Annotated in this window: 17 protein-coding genes; 14 read left to right on the top strand and 3 right to left on the bottom strand. The window is 45.9% G+C overall.

Annotated features, from left to right (window positions below):
* Positions 1 to 143: 143 nt before the first annotated feature.
* The 7 genes from RLO19_RS03695 (at position 144) to RLO19_RS03665 (ending at position 8,217) form a co-directional block, all read left to right on the top strand.
* On the top strand, positions 144 to 323 hold the full coding sequence (locus tag RLO19_RS03695) for a lanthionine synthetase LanC family protein (RefSeq protein ID WP_446353947.1): 180 nt from the start codon (positions 144 to 146) through the stop codon (positions 321 to 323).
* A 42-nt stretch (positions 324 to 365) separates the two neighbouring features.
* Entirely contained in the window at positions 366 to 1,145 is a 780-nt protein-coding gene (locus RLO19_RS03690) for a GTP-binding protein (RefSeq protein ID WP_446353945.1), read from the top strand.
* A complete protein-coding gene (locus RLO19_RS03685; protein WP_446353943.1) occupies positions 1,142 to 1,951 on the top strand; it encodes a metallophosphoesterase family protein in 810 nt (269 codons plus the stop codon). The genes RLO19_RS03690 and RLO19_RS03685 overlap by 4 nt, the downstream gene beginning before the upstream one ends.
* A gap of 137 nt (positions 1,952 to 2,088) precedes the next feature.
* Entirely contained in the window at positions 2,089 to 3,633 is a 1,545-nt protein-coding gene (locus RLO19_RS03680) for a vanadium-dependent haloperoxidase (protein ID WP_446353941.1), read from the top strand.
* Positions 3,634 to 3,650: 17 nt separating this feature from the next.
* Positions 3,651 to 4,382 (top strand): metallophosphoesterase family protein, encoded by a 732-nt coding sequence (locus tag RLO19_RS03675; RefSeq protein ID WP_446353939.1) that lies wholly within the window; start codon positions 3,651 to 3,653, stop codon positions 4,380 to 4,382.
* Positions 4,383 to 4,469: 87 nt separating this feature from the next.
* On the top strand, positions 4,470 to 6,623 hold the full coding sequence (locus RLO19_RS03670) for a peptidase domain-containing ABC transporter (RefSeq protein ID WP_446353938.1): 2,154 nt from the start codon (positions 4,470 to 4,472) through the stop codon (positions 6,621 to 6,623).
* Between the two features lie 103 nt (positions 6,624 to 6,726).
* Entirely contained in the window at positions 6,727 to 8,217 is a 1,491-nt protein-coding gene (locus RLO19_RS03665; protein WP_446353936.1) for an HlyD family efflux transporter periplasmic adaptor subunit, read from the top strand.
* Positions 8,218 to 8,259: 42 nt separating this feature from the next.
* Here the strand turns inward: RLO19_RS03665 and RLO19_RS03660 are convergent, their stop codons facing one another.
* The gene (locus tag RLO19_RS03660; protein ID WP_446353934.1) at positions 8,260 to 8,781 is read right to left on the bottom strand and encodes a hypothetical protein; all 522 of its coding nucleotides are present in this window, start codon (positions 8,779 to 8,781) and stop codon (positions 8,260 to 8,262) included.
* 283 nt (positions 8,782 to 9,064) lie between these two features.
* Between RLO19_RS03660 and RLO19_RS03655 the strand changes: the two genes are divergently transcribed.
* The 6 genes from RLO19_RS03655 (at position 9,065) to RLO19_RS03630 (ending at position 13,685) form a co-directional block, all read left to right on the top strand.
* The gene (locus RLO19_RS03655) at positions 9,065 to 9,529 is read left to right on the top strand and encodes a hypothetical protein (protein WP_446353933.1); all 465 of its coding nucleotides are present in this window, start codon (positions 9,065 to 9,067) and stop codon (positions 9,527 to 9,529) included.
* A gap of 56 nt (positions 9,530 to 9,585) precedes the next feature.
* A complete protein-coding gene (locus tag RLO19_RS03650; RefSeq protein ID WP_446353931.1) occupies positions 9,586 to 10,608 on the top strand; it encodes a hypothetical protein in 1,023 nt (340 codons plus the stop codon).
* A gap of 63 nt (positions 10,609 to 10,671) precedes the next feature.
* Positions 10,672 to 10,902 carry a hypothetical protein gene (locus tag RLO19_RS03645; protein ID WP_446353929.1) on the top strand — a complete coding sequence of 77 codons (231 nt, stop codon included), beginning with the start codon at positions 10,672 to 10,674 and terminating at the stop codon, positions 10,900 to 10,902.
* Between the two features lie 168 nt (positions 10,903 to 11,070).
* Positions 11,071 to 12,663, top strand: a complete 1,593-nt coding sequence (locus RLO19_RS03640; protein WP_446353927.1) for a polyamine aminopropyltransferase — start codon at positions 11,071 to 11,073, stop codon at positions 12,661 to 12,663.
* A gap of 19 nt (positions 12,664 to 12,682) precedes the next feature.
* On the top strand, positions 12,683 to 13,273 hold the full coding sequence (locus RLO19_RS03635; protein WP_446353949.1) for a DUF4178 domain-containing protein: 591 nt from the start codon (positions 12,683 to 12,685) through the stop codon (positions 13,271 to 13,273).
* Between the two features lie 208 nt (positions 13,274 to 13,481).
* Positions 13,482 to 13,685 (top strand): DUF2949 domain-containing protein, encoded by a 204-nt coding sequence (locus tag RLO19_RS03630; protein WP_446353925.1) that lies wholly within the window; start codon positions 13,482 to 13,484, stop codon positions 13,683 to 13,685.
* Between the two features lie 102 nt (positions 13,686 to 13,787).
* Here the strand turns inward: RLO19_RS03630 and RLO19_RS03625 are convergent, their stop codons facing one another.
* Together RLO19_RS03625 and RLO19_RS03620 are read right to left on the bottom strand one after the other, a co-directional pair.
* Complete coding sequence (locus tag RLO19_RS03625) at positions 13,788 to 13,991, bottom strand: hypothetical protein (protein ID WP_446353923.1); 204 nt, start codon at positions 13,989 to 13,991, stop codon at positions 13,788 to 13,790.
* 2 nt (positions 13,992 to 13,993) lie between these two features.
* Positions 13,994 to 14,215 (bottom strand): hypothetical protein, encoded by a 222-nt coding sequence (locus tag RLO19_RS03620; RefSeq protein WP_446353921.1) that lies wholly within the window; start codon positions 14,213 to 14,215, stop codon positions 13,994 to 13,996.
* A gap of 495 nt (positions 14,216 to 14,710) precedes the next feature.
* On the opposite strand from RLO19_RS03620, the gene RLO19_RS03615 reads away from it, so the two are divergent.
* Positions 14,711 to 15,556 (top strand): DUF362 domain-containing protein, encoded by an 846-nt coding sequence (locus tag RLO19_RS03615; RefSeq protein ID WP_446353920.1) that lies wholly within the window; start codon positions 14,711 to 14,713, stop codon positions 15,554 to 15,556.
* Positions 15,557 to 15,702: the final 146 nt, after the last annotated feature.

Below are 15,702 nucleotides of genomic sequence, written 5' to 3'. Positions count from 1 at the left end.
CTCATTAGCTTCCTTTAGGAGTTTAATCAGTCTTTCTTTCTGCTCTTGAGACAGATGATTTTTAGCTGGCATATCCTGGCGACCGCGCTCTTTACCTTGTCTTTATATTATACAATTAAGCTGCGTAGCAGCTTATTACCGCCATGATTTTAGAAAGTATCAATCAGCATGGCTGGCGTTGTGGAACGCTATTGGGTGTTGAAACACCGGGGTTAATGATGGGATTGGCAGGTATTGGTTACGGACTCTTGCGATTAGCGGAACCTCAGCGCGTTCCCCCAGTGTTGCTGTTAGCACCTCCTTTTATGACTTCCTCACATTGAATCGAGTGACTTGTTCATTTATAATGATAATCATTATCTAAAATGACCTCAATGATTATTGCTGTCGCTGGTTTACCAGGAGCAGGAAAAACCACTTGGATTCGACAACAGCTAGCCATTACCAACCAACCCGTGCAGTATTTCAGTCCTGGTTCTGACCCGGTTCCCATTGACATGACCTGCATTGCTGCTGAGTTTCCTGCTGTTAAAATCCTCAAGGAAGGAGAGGAAAATCGGTTGTTAGACTTGGCGGCGGCGGAGCTGATTACCTATATAGAACTGGGATTTCATGTAGATTTAGCATCAGTCGAGCCAGCATTATCTGTGTTAGATGAACTCTCAATTCATCGCGTTGCCTTGATGCCACCAAACGTACAGAATACGGAATGGCACGCTTGGGCGGACGAAGTTGTACCGGGAGTTACAGTTGAATCCACGGAAGGAAAATCGGAGCTTTGGCGTGCGCCAATTAGCGGTCAAGTTCTTGATCCCGCGAGTTTGAATGTCTTCTGGTACGAGCTAACTCAAGGAGCCTATGGTAACGTTAACCGAGCGAAAGGAATTTTTGACCTAGCTGACGGACGAGCCTTCTACTTTGATTGTGTCGCGGGAATGCCCGATAGTACCTACACCGAGTTAACTGTTCCCCGTTGGTTAGAAGGGCATCCTCAGCGCTTTAGTGGGATTGAAGTGGTCGGAATTGAATTGGATAAAAAAGCAATTTCTCAAACCTTAAAAGATTGTTGCTTATCCGATGCTGCCATTTATCACTACCAAAAACAAATCCAAGAATCATTAGAAGAAGACTTAGAGGAAGTATGAAACTCGCTGTTATCTCTTGCATTCACGGTAATTACGAAGCCTTAGATGCCGTTTTATTGGATATTGATCGCCAAAACGCTGACAAAATTTTTTGTCTGGGTGACTTGGTGGGTTATGGTCCTTATCCCAATGCCGTAGTCGAACAAATTCGCTCGTTAGATATTCCCACCTGCCAGGGATGTTGGGATGAAGATGTTGTAGAAGGGCTAAACGCCTGTGAATGCTCCTATCCTTCAGTATTAGCAGAAAAACGAGGACACCTTGCCCATGAATGGACTAACCAGGAAATTTACCCGGAAATACGAGAATTTTTAGCTCAATTGCCTCATAGTTTAAAAGAAGGGAACCTCTGTTTTGTTCACGGTAGTCCTCACAGCAACCATGAGTATTTGTTGCCAACATTAGATGCATTCCTAGCCTCAGAACGAGTGTTGTCAGTGGATGCAGATGTCCTCTTCTGTGGGCATACCCATGTACCTTATGTTCGTACTCTGGAAGCAGGGCAACTACAAGTCAAGATTAGGGCAGAGGGACAGCAACAACAGCAAATGTTTAATGCTCCCCTCAAACGTATTGTTAATGTAGGTTCCGTAGGAGAACCACGTCACGGGCGTCCTAATGCCACCTATGTCATTTATGACACTGACACCGAACAGGTAACGCTCAGAGAGGTTGAGTACGACTACAAAAAAACCTGTGCTGCCATTATTGCTAAAGGTTTACCTCCTATCTTTGCATGGCGGCTGGCACAAGGGCTAGAGTATGCAGAAAAAGCGGATGACCCGACTCATATTTGTGCGCGATAACTATTAACTGTAGTACTCCCATATTTAGCATGAAAAACCCAATTTTTAGGTGCAAGACTCTCCATGAACTGCACACACAACAAAGAATCAAATCATACTTATCCGTTGGAGTAGCAGTAGCAAGCTTATTCCTTGGGTTGCCAGCCAAAGCTGTTACCTTGGGTGGCTTTACCTTGAGTGATGATGCGACTGTAGTTGCCAAATGGAACAACGTCACTCTACAGGCAATTAGCAATACAAATCTTGGACCCACGCCAGTATCGCGGGTTCTCGGCATTGTACATACCAGTATCTTCGATGCCTGGGCTGCCTACGACCCAATAGCAATTGGCACTCAATTGGGAGATACTCTCCAAGTCTGTGAGGAGTTCATTACCGATGAAAACAAAAGCGAGGCAATCAGCTATGCTGCCTACACCACACTGGCAGACCTATTCCCATCTCAGGTTTCTTTATTTGATGACCTGATGACTAGCCTGACTTATACTTACACCCCAACCATCGACACGAGTAAGGCGGCTGGAATTGGTAACGTCGTTGCCCAGGCTTTACTTAATGTCCGGCACAACGATGGTTCAAACCAATTAAACGGTTACGCTGACACCAGTAGCTATGTGCCAGTCAACACCTGGGATACGGTCAATGACCCGAATCGCTGGCAACCGTTGAGCGTAAACAATGGCGTGACCGTTCAAAAGTGGCTTACACCCCACTGGGGAGAGGTGACCCCCTTTGCCCTGACATCTGGCGATCAATTTTTACCTCCCCCCCCAGCGCAGTTTGGCACTCAGGAGTACATCGATCAGGCTTTACAAGTCATTGAGTACAGCGCCGAACTCACGGACGAGCAAAAAGTAGTCGCTGAGTACTGGGCAGACGGTCCGGCAACTGTACTGCCTCCCGGTCACTGGCACCTTTTTGGCGAGTATATCTCTCAGAGAGATATGCACAATCTTGACGATGATGTGAAGATGTTCTTTGCCTTAGGCAACGCTGTCTTTGACGCTGGGATCGCGGCTTGGGATGCCAAACGATTCTATGATTACGTCCGTCCGGTGACAGCCATCCGATATCTGGCACAGAACCATCTATTACCTGATAATCACCCCTATGTCCGTACCAATCCAGACAGGGGCGTTCAAGAAATCTACGCTTGGGCTGGTCCTAATCAAGGCTCCCAGTGGATCGATGGTTCAGCCTGGTTGCCTTACCAGAAGATTAGCTTTGTCACGCCTCCTTTTGCCGAATATGTATCAGGACACAGTACTTTCAGCGCCGCTAGTGCTGAGATTCTTAAACGGTTTACAGAAAGTGATTACTTCGGCGCGTGCCATATCCAACCAGCAAATAGCTCTGCCTTTGAAACGGGTACGCCAGCAAATAACGTACTGCTTTGCTGGAATACCTTTTCAGAAGCTGCTGATGAAGCCGGAATTTCTCGGTTATATGGTGGTATCCACTTTCTCGATGGAGATCTAAATGGAAGGGTTTTGGGGCGAACCATCGGAGGGCAGGTTTGGGATAAGACGCAATACTACATCAATGGTCGGCAGTCAGTGCCTGAACCTGATTCTGCAATAAGCCTATTAGCGTTTGGTGCAATAGGTGCCGCTTCACTATTAAAACGTAAACAGTGTATAGGTTTTGCGTCAGTTCTGACTCGAATAGAGCTTGATACTTGACGCCTAAGGAATAACCAATGAAAAACTGGGCAATTTTAAGTGGAATTGAAGGGAATATCGCGGCTTATGAAGCCGTGTTAGCTGATATTAAACGCCAGAAAAAATGTGTAGAGGATATCTATATCTTGGGAGATTTTATTGGTTCTAGACCGGAGAGTGAACGGGTAGTGCAGCGAATTCGTTCTCCTAAATCGAATGAACCGATTCCTAATATTTGTACGGGTTGGTGGGAGGAACAATGTTTGATTCTGTATGGATTGGGGACTACAGGCGAACCGACTCAACTGATTGAATACTATGGTGCTGATGCTGTCAAATTGCTTTGGGATAGCGTTTCTCGTCAAACTGTTGAATGGATTCGTTCTCTAGATTTTGGTTTCTTTGAACTCGATTGCTTGCTGATTCATGGGAGTAGTGTGAGTGTGGATGATAAACTGACTCCTCAGACACCCCCTTGGAAATTGTGCGATCGCTTAATGCGTATAGGTGCGAATAACCTATTTTGCGGTCGGTCAGGTTTAACGTTTGAGTACGAACTGCAAGGGGGTTCCGTCTCCTCCCAAGTAACCACTCTTGACAGTCAACAGCCAGTTCAGACAGCGACAGTATCTCCCCGGCGGATAATTGGGGTGGGTAATGTGGGACGAGAACCCGGAAAAGCCACTTATACGCTTTATGACCCAGATACAAACCGCGTGGAATTTCGGACGGTGCGTTATGGGATAGGGAAGGGATTTCAAACCTACTAATTTTTGTTTTCTAGGGTGACGCTTCACCTGATTCTACCTAGGGATAACGCCATAAAGATTTGTCATTAAATGACTTGGAAAACGTCTATGAAATCTCCAGTTCTTGTTCGGCAGCATAGCATAGAAGACTGCGGCGCAGCTTGTCTGGCATCCGTTGCCAAACATTATGGGCAAATTTTTAGTATTACTCGCACCCGTGAAGCGACGGGAACAGGTCAACTTGGTACAACGATGCTTAACCTTAAGCAGGGTGCAAAATTACTTGGCTTCAATGCACGCGGCGTGAAAGTTCCTTTAGAATTAGTTGACAGAAATAGCCTTCCTCTACCTGGAATTATTCACTGGAAGGGTAATCATTGGGTCATTTTGTATGGGCGACGAGGCAGAAAGTATATTATTGCTGATCCAGCAGCGGGAATTCGCACCGTATCTAGAGAAGAACTGGTTTCAGGCTGGAATAATAGTGCCATGCTGTTACTCGAACCACGTCCTGAGTTTTACCAAGCTCCAGATGATCGAAATAAGGTCAGCAGTTTGTGGCGGTTGGTGGGACGAATCTGGAACTATCGCCCCCTTCTGACTGAAGCGTTGCTGCTGAACCTGGTAATTGGTTTGCTATCCCTAACGTCTCCCTTTTTTATCCAAATTCTCACCGATGAGGTACTAATCCGACGCGATACGGACTTATTAAGGGGGATTGCGATCGCTGTATTCGTGATGAACTTAATGGCTATGGGGCTAAGATTCTTGCAATCTAACCTAATTGCTCACTTTGCCCAACGCCTAGAGTTAGATTTAATCTTAGAATTTGGCAGGGCAATTCTAAGTTTACCCCTCTCCTACTACGAATTCCGACGCAGTGGAGAAATTAGTAGCCGCTTGCGGGATATTCAAGATATCAATATGTTGATTTCTCAGGTGGGTGTCACCTTACCCAGTCAAATTTTTATTGCCGCCTTTTCTCTAGGGTTTATGATTTTCTACAGTGGGGTACTCACCCTTGTTTCTTTGGGAGTTGCTGGCTTGATGATTTTTTCGACTCTGGTGTTATTCCCACTCATTCGCAATAAAATGCGTCGGTTGTTGGTTTTATCCTCTGAAAATCAAGGAGTTTTAGTCGAAACCTTCAAAGGGGCGATCACCCTCAAAAGTACTAACTCTGCTCCGTCCTTTTGGGAAGAATTCCAGCGGCGCTATGGGGAACAAGCATACCTGAGTTTCCGAGCAATGCAAATGGCAATTGTTAGCACGACCTTATCCGGATTTCTCTACAGAAATGGTAGCATTCTATTACTCTGGTTTGGTAGTACACTGGTTATTCGTCAAGGATTAAGTATCGGACAATTGTTAGCGTTTAATAGCCTAAGTGGAAATTTCTTTACCTTAATCATTAACGTTTTAAGCTTTATCAATCCCTTCATCCGCGCTCAACTAGCGACTCAACGACTTACTGAAGTGATTGATGCGACTCCAGAAGCTCAGGATGATCCTCAAAAAGCCTGGGCAACCCTTCCGGATAATGCAGAGATTACTTGTACAACTCTCAATTTTCACCATCCTGGTAGAGTGGACTTACTGAAGAACTTCTCTTTCACAATTCCAGGTGGGAAAGTCATTGCCATTATTGGTGAATCCGGTTGTGGGAAAAGCACTCTGGCAAAACTAATTTCCGGGTTATACAAGCCCCAATCCGGTAATATCCGCTATAGCATTTATAACCAAGACGACCTCTCTCTAGACTGCCTGCGAAAACAGGTCGTTTTAGTGTCCCAAGATGCTCATTTTTGGAGTCGTACCATTATTGATAACTTGCGGTTAGCTGCACCCGATGCAACTTTTGAGGATATTGTTAAAGCCTGTCAAATTGCTAAAGCTGATGAATTTATCAGTAAATTACCTGATAAATATCAAACAGTACTCGGTGAATTTGGTGCTAATCTGTCAGGTGGACAAAAGCAACGCTTGGCGATAGCGAGAGGAATTATTACTGATCCACCTATTTTAATGTTAGATGAATCAACATCAGCTCTAGATTCTGTAAATGAAACCCAAGTATTAGATAATTTACTGTTCTATCGCCAAGGAAAAACAACGATTCTAATTAGCCATCGCCCTAGAGTAATTCAGCGAGCAGATTGGATTATTTTTTTAGAAAATGGTCATGCTAAGTATCAAGGCAATCAGTCAGATTTACTGTCTCAACCAGGAAATCCATTGGAGAGAATGAATTATTTAGTTTAATATACAAGGGGGATGGGAAACTGGGATGGAGTATAAATAAGATTAAAAATAAACATTGAGAATGAATTAATGATTGAGTGCCTTGCCAATTAACAATAAAAAAATGAACATTAATGAAACCTCTTTACCGATTGTCAAAAGCGACGAGTTTCTGCCTCCTATCAGTCGTTGGACAACCCTAGGCGGACTGTTTCTAGTGGGAACCTTTGGCGTAACTATTGCTCTTGCCGCTTTGACAGAGTACAAAATTACCGTTAAAGCCCCTGCTACCATTCGTCCTGCTGGTGAACTGCGCCTCGTGCAGACGGCAACAGAGGGAAGCGTCGAAAGCATTGAAGTGAAAGAAAATCAACCCGTCAAACAAGGGGATATTATTGCCACCATCGATGATTCCCGCCTGCAAACCCAAAAAAGCCAACTGCAAAGTAATATTAAACAAAATCAACAACAACTCACGCAAATCGACGCCCAGATTATTGCTCTCGATAGGCAGATTACTGCTGAACGCGATCGCACCAAGGGCACCATTACCTCCGCGCAAGCTGAACTCAGCCGTACCCAACGGGACTATCGAGACAGGCAAATTACCACTCAAACCCAGGTTCAAGAAGCCGAAGCCAACTTCAAGCAAGCCCAAGAGGAATTACAAAAAACTCAGGCTCTGCTTAAATCAGCCGAAGCCAACTTAAACTCAACCGAAGCCGCATTAAACGCCGCCAGAAAAAGACGCGATCGCTATAAACCCATTGCTGAATCTGGCGCTCTTTCTCTGGATCTATTTGAGGAAGCCCAACTCTCCGTTACTCAACAAGAACAAGCCTTGGAAGCCCAAAAAGCCACCGTCGAGGCGCAAAAACAAGACATCGAAAGGCTTTCATCAGCCGTCAATGCTGCCCAAGCCAGACGGCTTGGGGCATTAGTTAACCTCAATCCCAGTGATGCAGGTGTAGCAATAGCTAAGGAGAAAATCGCCCAAGAACGGGCTACTGGGGAAGCCAGCCTATCCCGATTAAACCAAGAACGAGAGCAGCTTATCCAACGTCAGGTTGAAATTCAGAACCAACTCAACCGGGATAGACAAGAACTCCAACAAATCGAAACCGAACTGACTGGCACAGTGATTCGTGCTTCGGCATCTGGCATTATCCAGCAACTCAATCTCCGCAACACCGAACAAGTGGTTAGTTCTGGAGAAGCGATCGCGCAAATTGCCCCGAGTGAAGCTCCTTTGGTCATCAAAACCTCCGTGCCATCTCAAGATATCGGTAAAGTGGAAACAGGTCAACGGGTGCAAATGCGGGTTTCTGCCTGCCCTTATCCCGACTACGGCACGCTTCCATGTACAGTTAGCACCATTTCTCCAGACGCGATCGCACCTCAAGGTAATGGTGTCAGTGCGTCTCCAGGCAGTGGTGCTAGTGCTGTTGCTGGCACCTACGAAGTGACGATTCAGCCAGAAACCCTATCTCTAATTGCTGGTGAACGCCAATGTACCATCCAATCCGGCATGGAAGGTAGAGCTGACATCATTTCTAGAGAAGAGACAGTTCTTACCTTTATCCTCAGAAAGGCAAGGCTGCTCACAGATTTATAGAAAACATTCAGATAATTTCATCAGATCACCCCTTCAGGGATGTCACACTCCCCACCAGATAAGTCCACCCACTAATACGGCAATAACAACCAGAGCCACCCAGATAAATTGATTATCTTTGGTATTAACCTGACTCATATCGATCGCATCCGATTCAATTTGTCTTTTCAAACTGGGATTGCTTCTAGTCACCCCGCTACCCCGACGATCTATGGGATCACTTTCAGAAATAGCACCTAAATCGGGAATCTTGGTCATCCATTCCTCAGGTCGCTTGAGCTGGGGGGCTTGTAGGATGTAGAGTAAGCTGGTAGACTGTTTGCGAATATCCAGGTCAGGATGCTTTGTCAGTTGCTGACCTAACGCGATCGCGTCAGTTTGTTGTCCGGCTGCATCATAAGCTGTAACAAGCCACATTTGCGCCTCTCCCCCTAAACGAGAATTGCGGTTAATCAAAGCGCAGGCTTTTTCGAGGTGCTTCACCGCAGCGCGATAGTCACCCCGCTCAAAGGTAGCTTTTCCAGTTTGGTATTCGATGCGGAATTGTTCTTTGTCATTGGTCATTGGTCATTGGTCAAAAACTTGACATCATCGAGACACTGATTCGTGCCATTGGGTGAAGTTAGATCTGGCTCTAGGCTTATATCTTGAAATTACACGAAAACCTGAAGGAATTAAAGCGCAAAGGAACTAACAAGTCAATCTGAAATTCACTTAAGCTGGGATTGACAGCCGGATTCAGTGGGATAGGTACACTGATAAGGAAACAGGATCGCCGGATACGGGATAAATTTTTGCGCTTCAGTGAATCGCTGAATGGCTACGTAACATATTTTGAGGTGAAACGATGCTGAAACTTTCTCTCCTACAACGCCGTTGGCTGAACATCATGCTCACGCCTTTAACCGTGGGAGTGGCTTGGATGATAGTGGGGAATAGCGCTGTAGAGGCTAGACCGATTCAGTCATCGCGCTGTACTTCGGTTATTTACGGTAGCCCCATTCCATCACCGATACCCATGAATCGGGTCACAGGTCAACCTTGTGCCTTTTCCTCTGAAGGTTCATCCGATCGCAACTATCGCGATCGCGACTATACTCGGTATCAAGAGCCGATTCGGGGAACCATTCGTGATTCTACGCTAATTAACCCCACAATTATCAATTCGACTATTTCGGATTCTATCTTGGTTGATCCTGTGATTATTGATACAACTCGGTCTGCCAGACACCGATCTCGATCAGGTAGAGTCCCCATCCACAGCTCAGATGTGATTGATCGCTCTTCGGGAATCCGGATTCGTATTCGATAATGGACTGAGACAACCTGTTTCAGTTCCCTGAAAAATTTGAATTGAACTTCAAGCCAATGCCAGTCACTACCCAAACTCAGCGAACCGGTCGTTTTGTCGATCTCTGGTCTTACATTGCTCTGGGAACAGCAGGGTTAGTGCTACTAGCGTTTGTTGTGGCTCAGTTTTTCCATAAAAGGTTGATGTCACAGACAGTATACGTTGAGCCAGAGGAATCGGTTCAACTGGAGTCGATACAACTGCAGCCTCAGCTTATCGGTGCTTTGCGGATTGATGTGGAGGCTTGGCTGTCAACGAATCAGTGGGTGATCTACGAAATTCAAATTCTTGACCAAAATGGGCAAGTGATCGCCTCAGCGATGAAAGAAGCCTGGAGTGAGTCGGGGACGTGGTACGAAGATGGTGAATCGGGTACTTGGTATGAGTCGGATTTGCAGGGAGGACTCGACGTTCAGGCAAAGAAAAATGAGAAAATCACCGTGGCAATTGCTGTGTTGGACTATGGCAATACCTCTGGACAAGAACTCGAACAACCCGTGGGATTTAAGGTGAGAGTGGAAAATGGGGTTGTTGATACGCGCTATTTGGGGTCAGGTTTAATTGGTTCGGGAATTCTAGGGATTATGGCGATCATTGCCACACCCTTTTCTGGGAAAGTCGCGATCGCGAAAACAATTCAAGATAGCGATCCCAGTGGACGCGCTACGGTGGGAGGGGCTGATCAGCTAGTGCGGGTCAAGATCAATGTCAAATCTGACGAAACCTCACCGCGACAGCTAAACGCACGTCTGGTGATTAATGATGCTTATGGAGAACAAGTCTATGCCCGTGCTTTGCCTATGCCTCTAAGCTTTAAAGAAGAAGATGGCAAGGTGGAATCGGCGAAGGGTCAAGTCCAATGTTTTTTCACCTTAGAACCTCGCAGTTCCTACGGGTTTCATGTCGATGTGATGCCAGATGCACCCGTGGATCAGACTACGCTGACAGTGCGCGATCGCAACCGCACTCTGGTTCCCGTTGAGGTTGTTCACATTCGCCCATCTCCTTTATCGGATTATCCCCAAGATAAACACCCCTGATCAAGCACTCTTTGACTGTCTAACTGAGAACTCAAAACTCTGTTCATCCTAGGAGTTTCACAGATGTTAACTAAGATTTTTGCTGGGGCTGCGATCGCGATCGCCCTCTTGACAATTACGGCAGGTTATACACAGCGTTCTGCCCTCGTCCTGCGAGCCGATAAACAGGACAACTATTGGCCCCGACATGGAACAGGATTATCGGGTCAATATCGGGGAGGAACATGGATTCTTTTACCCAATCGCTCGTCTTATGGAGAGTTTCGTGGCGGCGGTCCGAGTGCAGGAAAATAGGACATGTTGAATTTTGAGTAGAGACATGCCATAACACGTCTGTAGGGGCGGGTTTAGGGAATGTTGTGGCGCTGTTGACGATAACCTTTGTTCAAAACCCGCCCTCCCTTATCCCCCTGTTCCTTGACAAATGACGACGCACTGATAACGATAACTGACTAAAAATTCATGGCACATCAGGGAGTCTCCACAGACAACTCCAATGTTGAACCCGTAACTCAACCCCCAGTTGCATCATTAAATCGCCATCAACGTCGGCTACTCTTAGCGGCGGCGGCGGTATCCTCTAGCTGTGGACTGGCGGTTGAACTGTTGCTCGGAACCCTGGCTAGCTATTTAGTGGGCAATCAGGCGCTGTCTTTTGGAGTAGCTATCGGCGGCTTTTTGGCAGCCATGGGAATTGGCTCTTACTTAAGTCAATTTATCGCGCCCAAGTCCCCTCCTTGGCTCCAACAACGGCAACTCCTGGTGGCATTTCTTCAAGTTGAACTCCTAATGGCTCCCCTGACGGCATTATTACCCTTAGGATTATTTGCCCTATTTGTTGTCAACGGTTTCCTCTGGTTGGGATTATTCCTGGTAACTATATTACTGGGCATTTTGGCAGGTTTAGAAGTCCCCCTGCTGACACGAGTGCTCGAATTAGAGGAGGGAGTGCGGGAGGCGCTGGCTGGGGTTTTGGCGCTGGATTATGTGGGAGCGTTGTTAGGTTCGTTACTGTTTCCAGTATTGTTACTACCCTTAATTGGCTTATTTCCCGCCGCCTTTGTTCTGGGTGCATTACCCGCCTTTATGGTGTTTGCCATTGGACAGCACTTTCCTCGGCTGCGCCGTTGGGGATATCTAGGCTTAGGTTTAGGTGTCTTGCTGACGCTATCCGCACCCGCCGCGATTCCCATCAGTAATCGGTTGGAAAATACCCTGTATCAAGCCCCCGTAATTACCCGCATTCAATCCCCCTATCAACGGATTGTCTTGACGCGCCGGGGACAAGATTTGCGACTATTTTTAGATGGAGATTTGCAACTATCTACCCTGGATGAATACCGCTACCATGAAGCATTAGTACATCCGGCAATGAGTGCGAGTCAGAACAGACGTCATGTGCTAGTCATGGGCGCAGGGGATGGGATGGCGGTGCGGGAAGTGTTGAAGTGGCAAGACGTGGAACTAGTGGTGCTGATTGAGTTAGACGCCGAAGTGGTCAAGTTAGCCCAGTCTCATCCTCAGTTGGTGCGGTTAAATGAGGGGGCGTTAACTGATCCTCGTGTTGAGGTGATTAACGCCGATGCTTTTGTTACAGCACCTGCCTTAAATGAAACCTTTGATATTATTATTGCTGATTTTCCTGACCCTGACCGAGAAGTGCTTGCCAAGCTGTATGCGGAAGGGTTTTACCAGCGTTTATTACCGCGATTGGCAGAGAATGGCATTTTTGTCACCCAAGCATCAAGTCCTTTTTTTGCTCCAGATGTTCTAAGCTGTATTGTGGCAACGCTATCGGATGTGGGATTATCGACTCATCCTTATGTGGTGGATGTTCCCAGTTTTGGACCCTGGGGTTTTGTCTTGGCGTCGCGGCACTCGATTCAAGCGGATAAGCTGACATTATCGGTGTCAACTCGGTATCTGACTGAGCCGATTTTGCACCATTTATTTGATTTACCTGGGGATGTCCAGTTAGGAAATGTGCAGGTGAATCGCCTCTCTCATCCTGTGATTGTGCGTTATCAGTCTGACCCCCGTTGGACAGCGTATTAATCCTTAGTAAATTGTGATGATGGTATTTGTTTGGATTGGAATTATTGTAATTATTGCTACTGCTGTTGTTTTGCTAGTTCTTCAGCAACGGGGACTTTTATCAGGACTCGGTGAAAGTCGGCGTTTACCCATGGAAGAACGTACCGTTTTTACCCTGGAAGTTGGTGATATTGTCCAATACATGGGGACAGATTGGGTGGTGGAAGGGCAACTGACTTATAATGTAGGCGACTATGCTTGGTATGAGTATTTATTGCAAGATGGAGATCGTATTTGCTGGCTTTCTGTGGATGAAGATGACCGAGTAGAAGTGGCATTATTAGAGCCAACGCAGCAGTTAGAAGTGAGTGGAGAACCCCCTAAGCAGCTAAACTTTAGCGGAGATATCTATCGCTGTGTAGAATCTGGCGTGGCTCAAATGACGCGCACGGGTACAACGTTGCGCCGCACAGCAGAACGTTGTCGATATTTTGATTATGAAGGATCGGATAATCAGGTTCTCTCGATTGAAGAATGGGATGGTAGGATTGAAGTCACCGTGGGAGAGCGTATTAATCCGAGAATGCTGACACTTCTTCCGGGGACAGGTCAACGGTTGTATGGCAGTTAAGCGCTTTTAGTAATCGATTCTTCAGTTAGGTAGGACACTATCTCTCAACCTCTAATCAAACTCAGGCAGATCAAATTGGTTAAGTTTCATTGCAGCAAAAAATTTAGCGAATTGTGACTCCTAAGAATAACTCTAATGGGTGAGGCTTTTTGATCCCCGTTAAGTGTACCTTACTACTACCGACGCCAAGTACCCCACACCTAAAACCATGAAATCTACCGCACTCGACAAGTTTATTAACTTCTTACGAGAGGAGTTAGCGATTCCATCGTCAGCGATTTCCTTAGCCTTACGCCATCAGGAAGAGAGTCCTAATCTATTACCGATGACGTTGTGGCAATATGGACTCATTTCCTTAGAGCAATTAGACCGAATTTTTGATTGGTTGGAAACGGCACAGCTTCCTCTGTAAGTCCTCTTTAGATTTTAACCTGCCTTGATACTGCTATGTTAATTAAGGATTGATTGGTGCGTTACGCTTCGCTAACGCACCCTAAAGTTTGGCTGTAAATACTTATAACTGGGGATTGGGTTTTTTTAACGGCTTTGGCAAGGGTACGTCTGGAGAATGCTGTGCTTGATCAAGCTTATAACCTTCAACTTGAAGTTGTTGCACGAATTGGGTTGACTCAAAGTGGGTTGGTTGTGTTGACATTGGCGACTGTTCTTGTCCTTGACTTTGGCGTCGAAGTTGTTTTAGTTTCGCTTTTCGTCCCATGATTACTCCCTCGATAAGGACTTAACAAACATCTGATGTTCTGCTGTGGCTATCCCCTGTTGGATGATCTCCAATACCTTGGTTAAATCTCCAGCGAGTAAGGCGGGTTGTTTTAACCACAAGCCAGGAAAGATTTCACGACAAATAATACCATTTTCATTTGGTTCTAGCGGGATATACTCACGCTCTTGTAACCTAAAACAATCGAATTGGTGATCATACACTCGCCATACTAAATACTCTTATACCAGTTTATCGCTGTTTTCGGTTCTTCCTGACTTATTATGCTAAATTGCCTCAGACGACGGACAAAAACCTTGTTAAGCAAGGCTTTTGTCCGTTATTTTGAGTTAAATTAGACGGTTGAGGCATAAAATCACGGTATAACTAGATCTGGAGCCATTTTAACTAACAGTTTGCTATAGTAAGTCCGGAAGAGCCATAATATTATGTTCAGTTGAATACTTAAATTTTGATGAAGATAATGCAAAGGGTAGAAAGCAGATGAAAGAAGGGAAGTAGGAAGATTGCCAGAGAGAAGGTAATAATAATTGGACATGATACACGAGTTTTAGTCCACTTTAGTGGACTTGAGCTTTTAGCCAAGAACTTGAGTTCTTGGCGAATATGCGGACTGATTTAAAATGGTACAAGATATCAACAGGTTTTAGCACTGAGCCAGTTTAATTCAGAACTGTTGTTTTTGAACTCAAGCCACCATGCAACCCAATCACTCCACTCGCAAGTACAAACGACGCCGTGTTCTGCGTTTAGCCGCATTAGCTGCTGGAACATCGATTCTACCTGCGGCTTGCAGAACCGTAAATTCCACCTCGCCTACACCTGATGCTTCCGTTGATGCAACCGTTCCCACCACCACACCCACTCCCATCGCCCAGTCTCCATCCGGTAATGTGAGTAAAGTGGTTCTGGTGCGTACCGATGACCGAGTTGCAGGAACTCAAAAAGCACTGGACTTGCTACAACCTGAAGGACTCTCCGATCGCACTATATTTCTTAAGCCCAACTATAACACCGGAGATCCCGCCCCAGCCGCCACCGATACTCAACTCCTAGAGGCGCTAGTGCAAGAGTTACAGAATGCTGGAAGCCAAGGAATTACAATAGGCGATCGCTCCGGGATGGCAAATACTCGTCAAGCCATGGAACAAAAACAGGTGTTTCAATTGGCAGATCGCTATGGCTTAGAAACGATTGTTTTTGATGAGATGGATGCAGATCAATGGCAGTATATTTCCGCCGAGGGAACCCATTGGCAAAAAGGCTTTGCCTTTGCTCGTCCAATTTTAGATTCTGGGGCAATTGTTAATACCTGTTGCTTGAAAACCCATCGTTTTGGTGGTCATTTTACCCTATCTCTGAAGAATTCCGTGGGGATGGTTGCCAAATATGTGCCGGGGGATTCGTTTAATTATATGCAGGATTTACATTCTTCCCCTCACCAACGATTGATGATTGCTGAAATTAACCAAGCCTACAAACCAGCGCTGATTCTATTAGATGGGGTAGACGCTTTTTTGACACTCCTCAGCCTAAAGGCGTGAGGATTCTTCTTTCATCGAGCACTCTTACTATGAAATAGTCGCCTATTTCATACCAGAGGAGCATCTCTCCAGAAGCGTTTTGCTCCATTACAGAAGCTAGTTTCGATATGCCCTATCGTACTATTGAAAACAAGAAAGAATGTGTT

The sequence above is a fragment of the Coleofasciculus sp. G2-EDA-02 genome, from assembly GCF_040226375.1.
Taxonomy (GTDB): Bacteria; Cyanobacteriota; Cyanobacteriia; order Cyanobacteriales; family Coleofasciculaceae; genus Coleofasciculus.
This window is presented reverse-complemented; position numbering and strand designations above follow the sequence as displayed.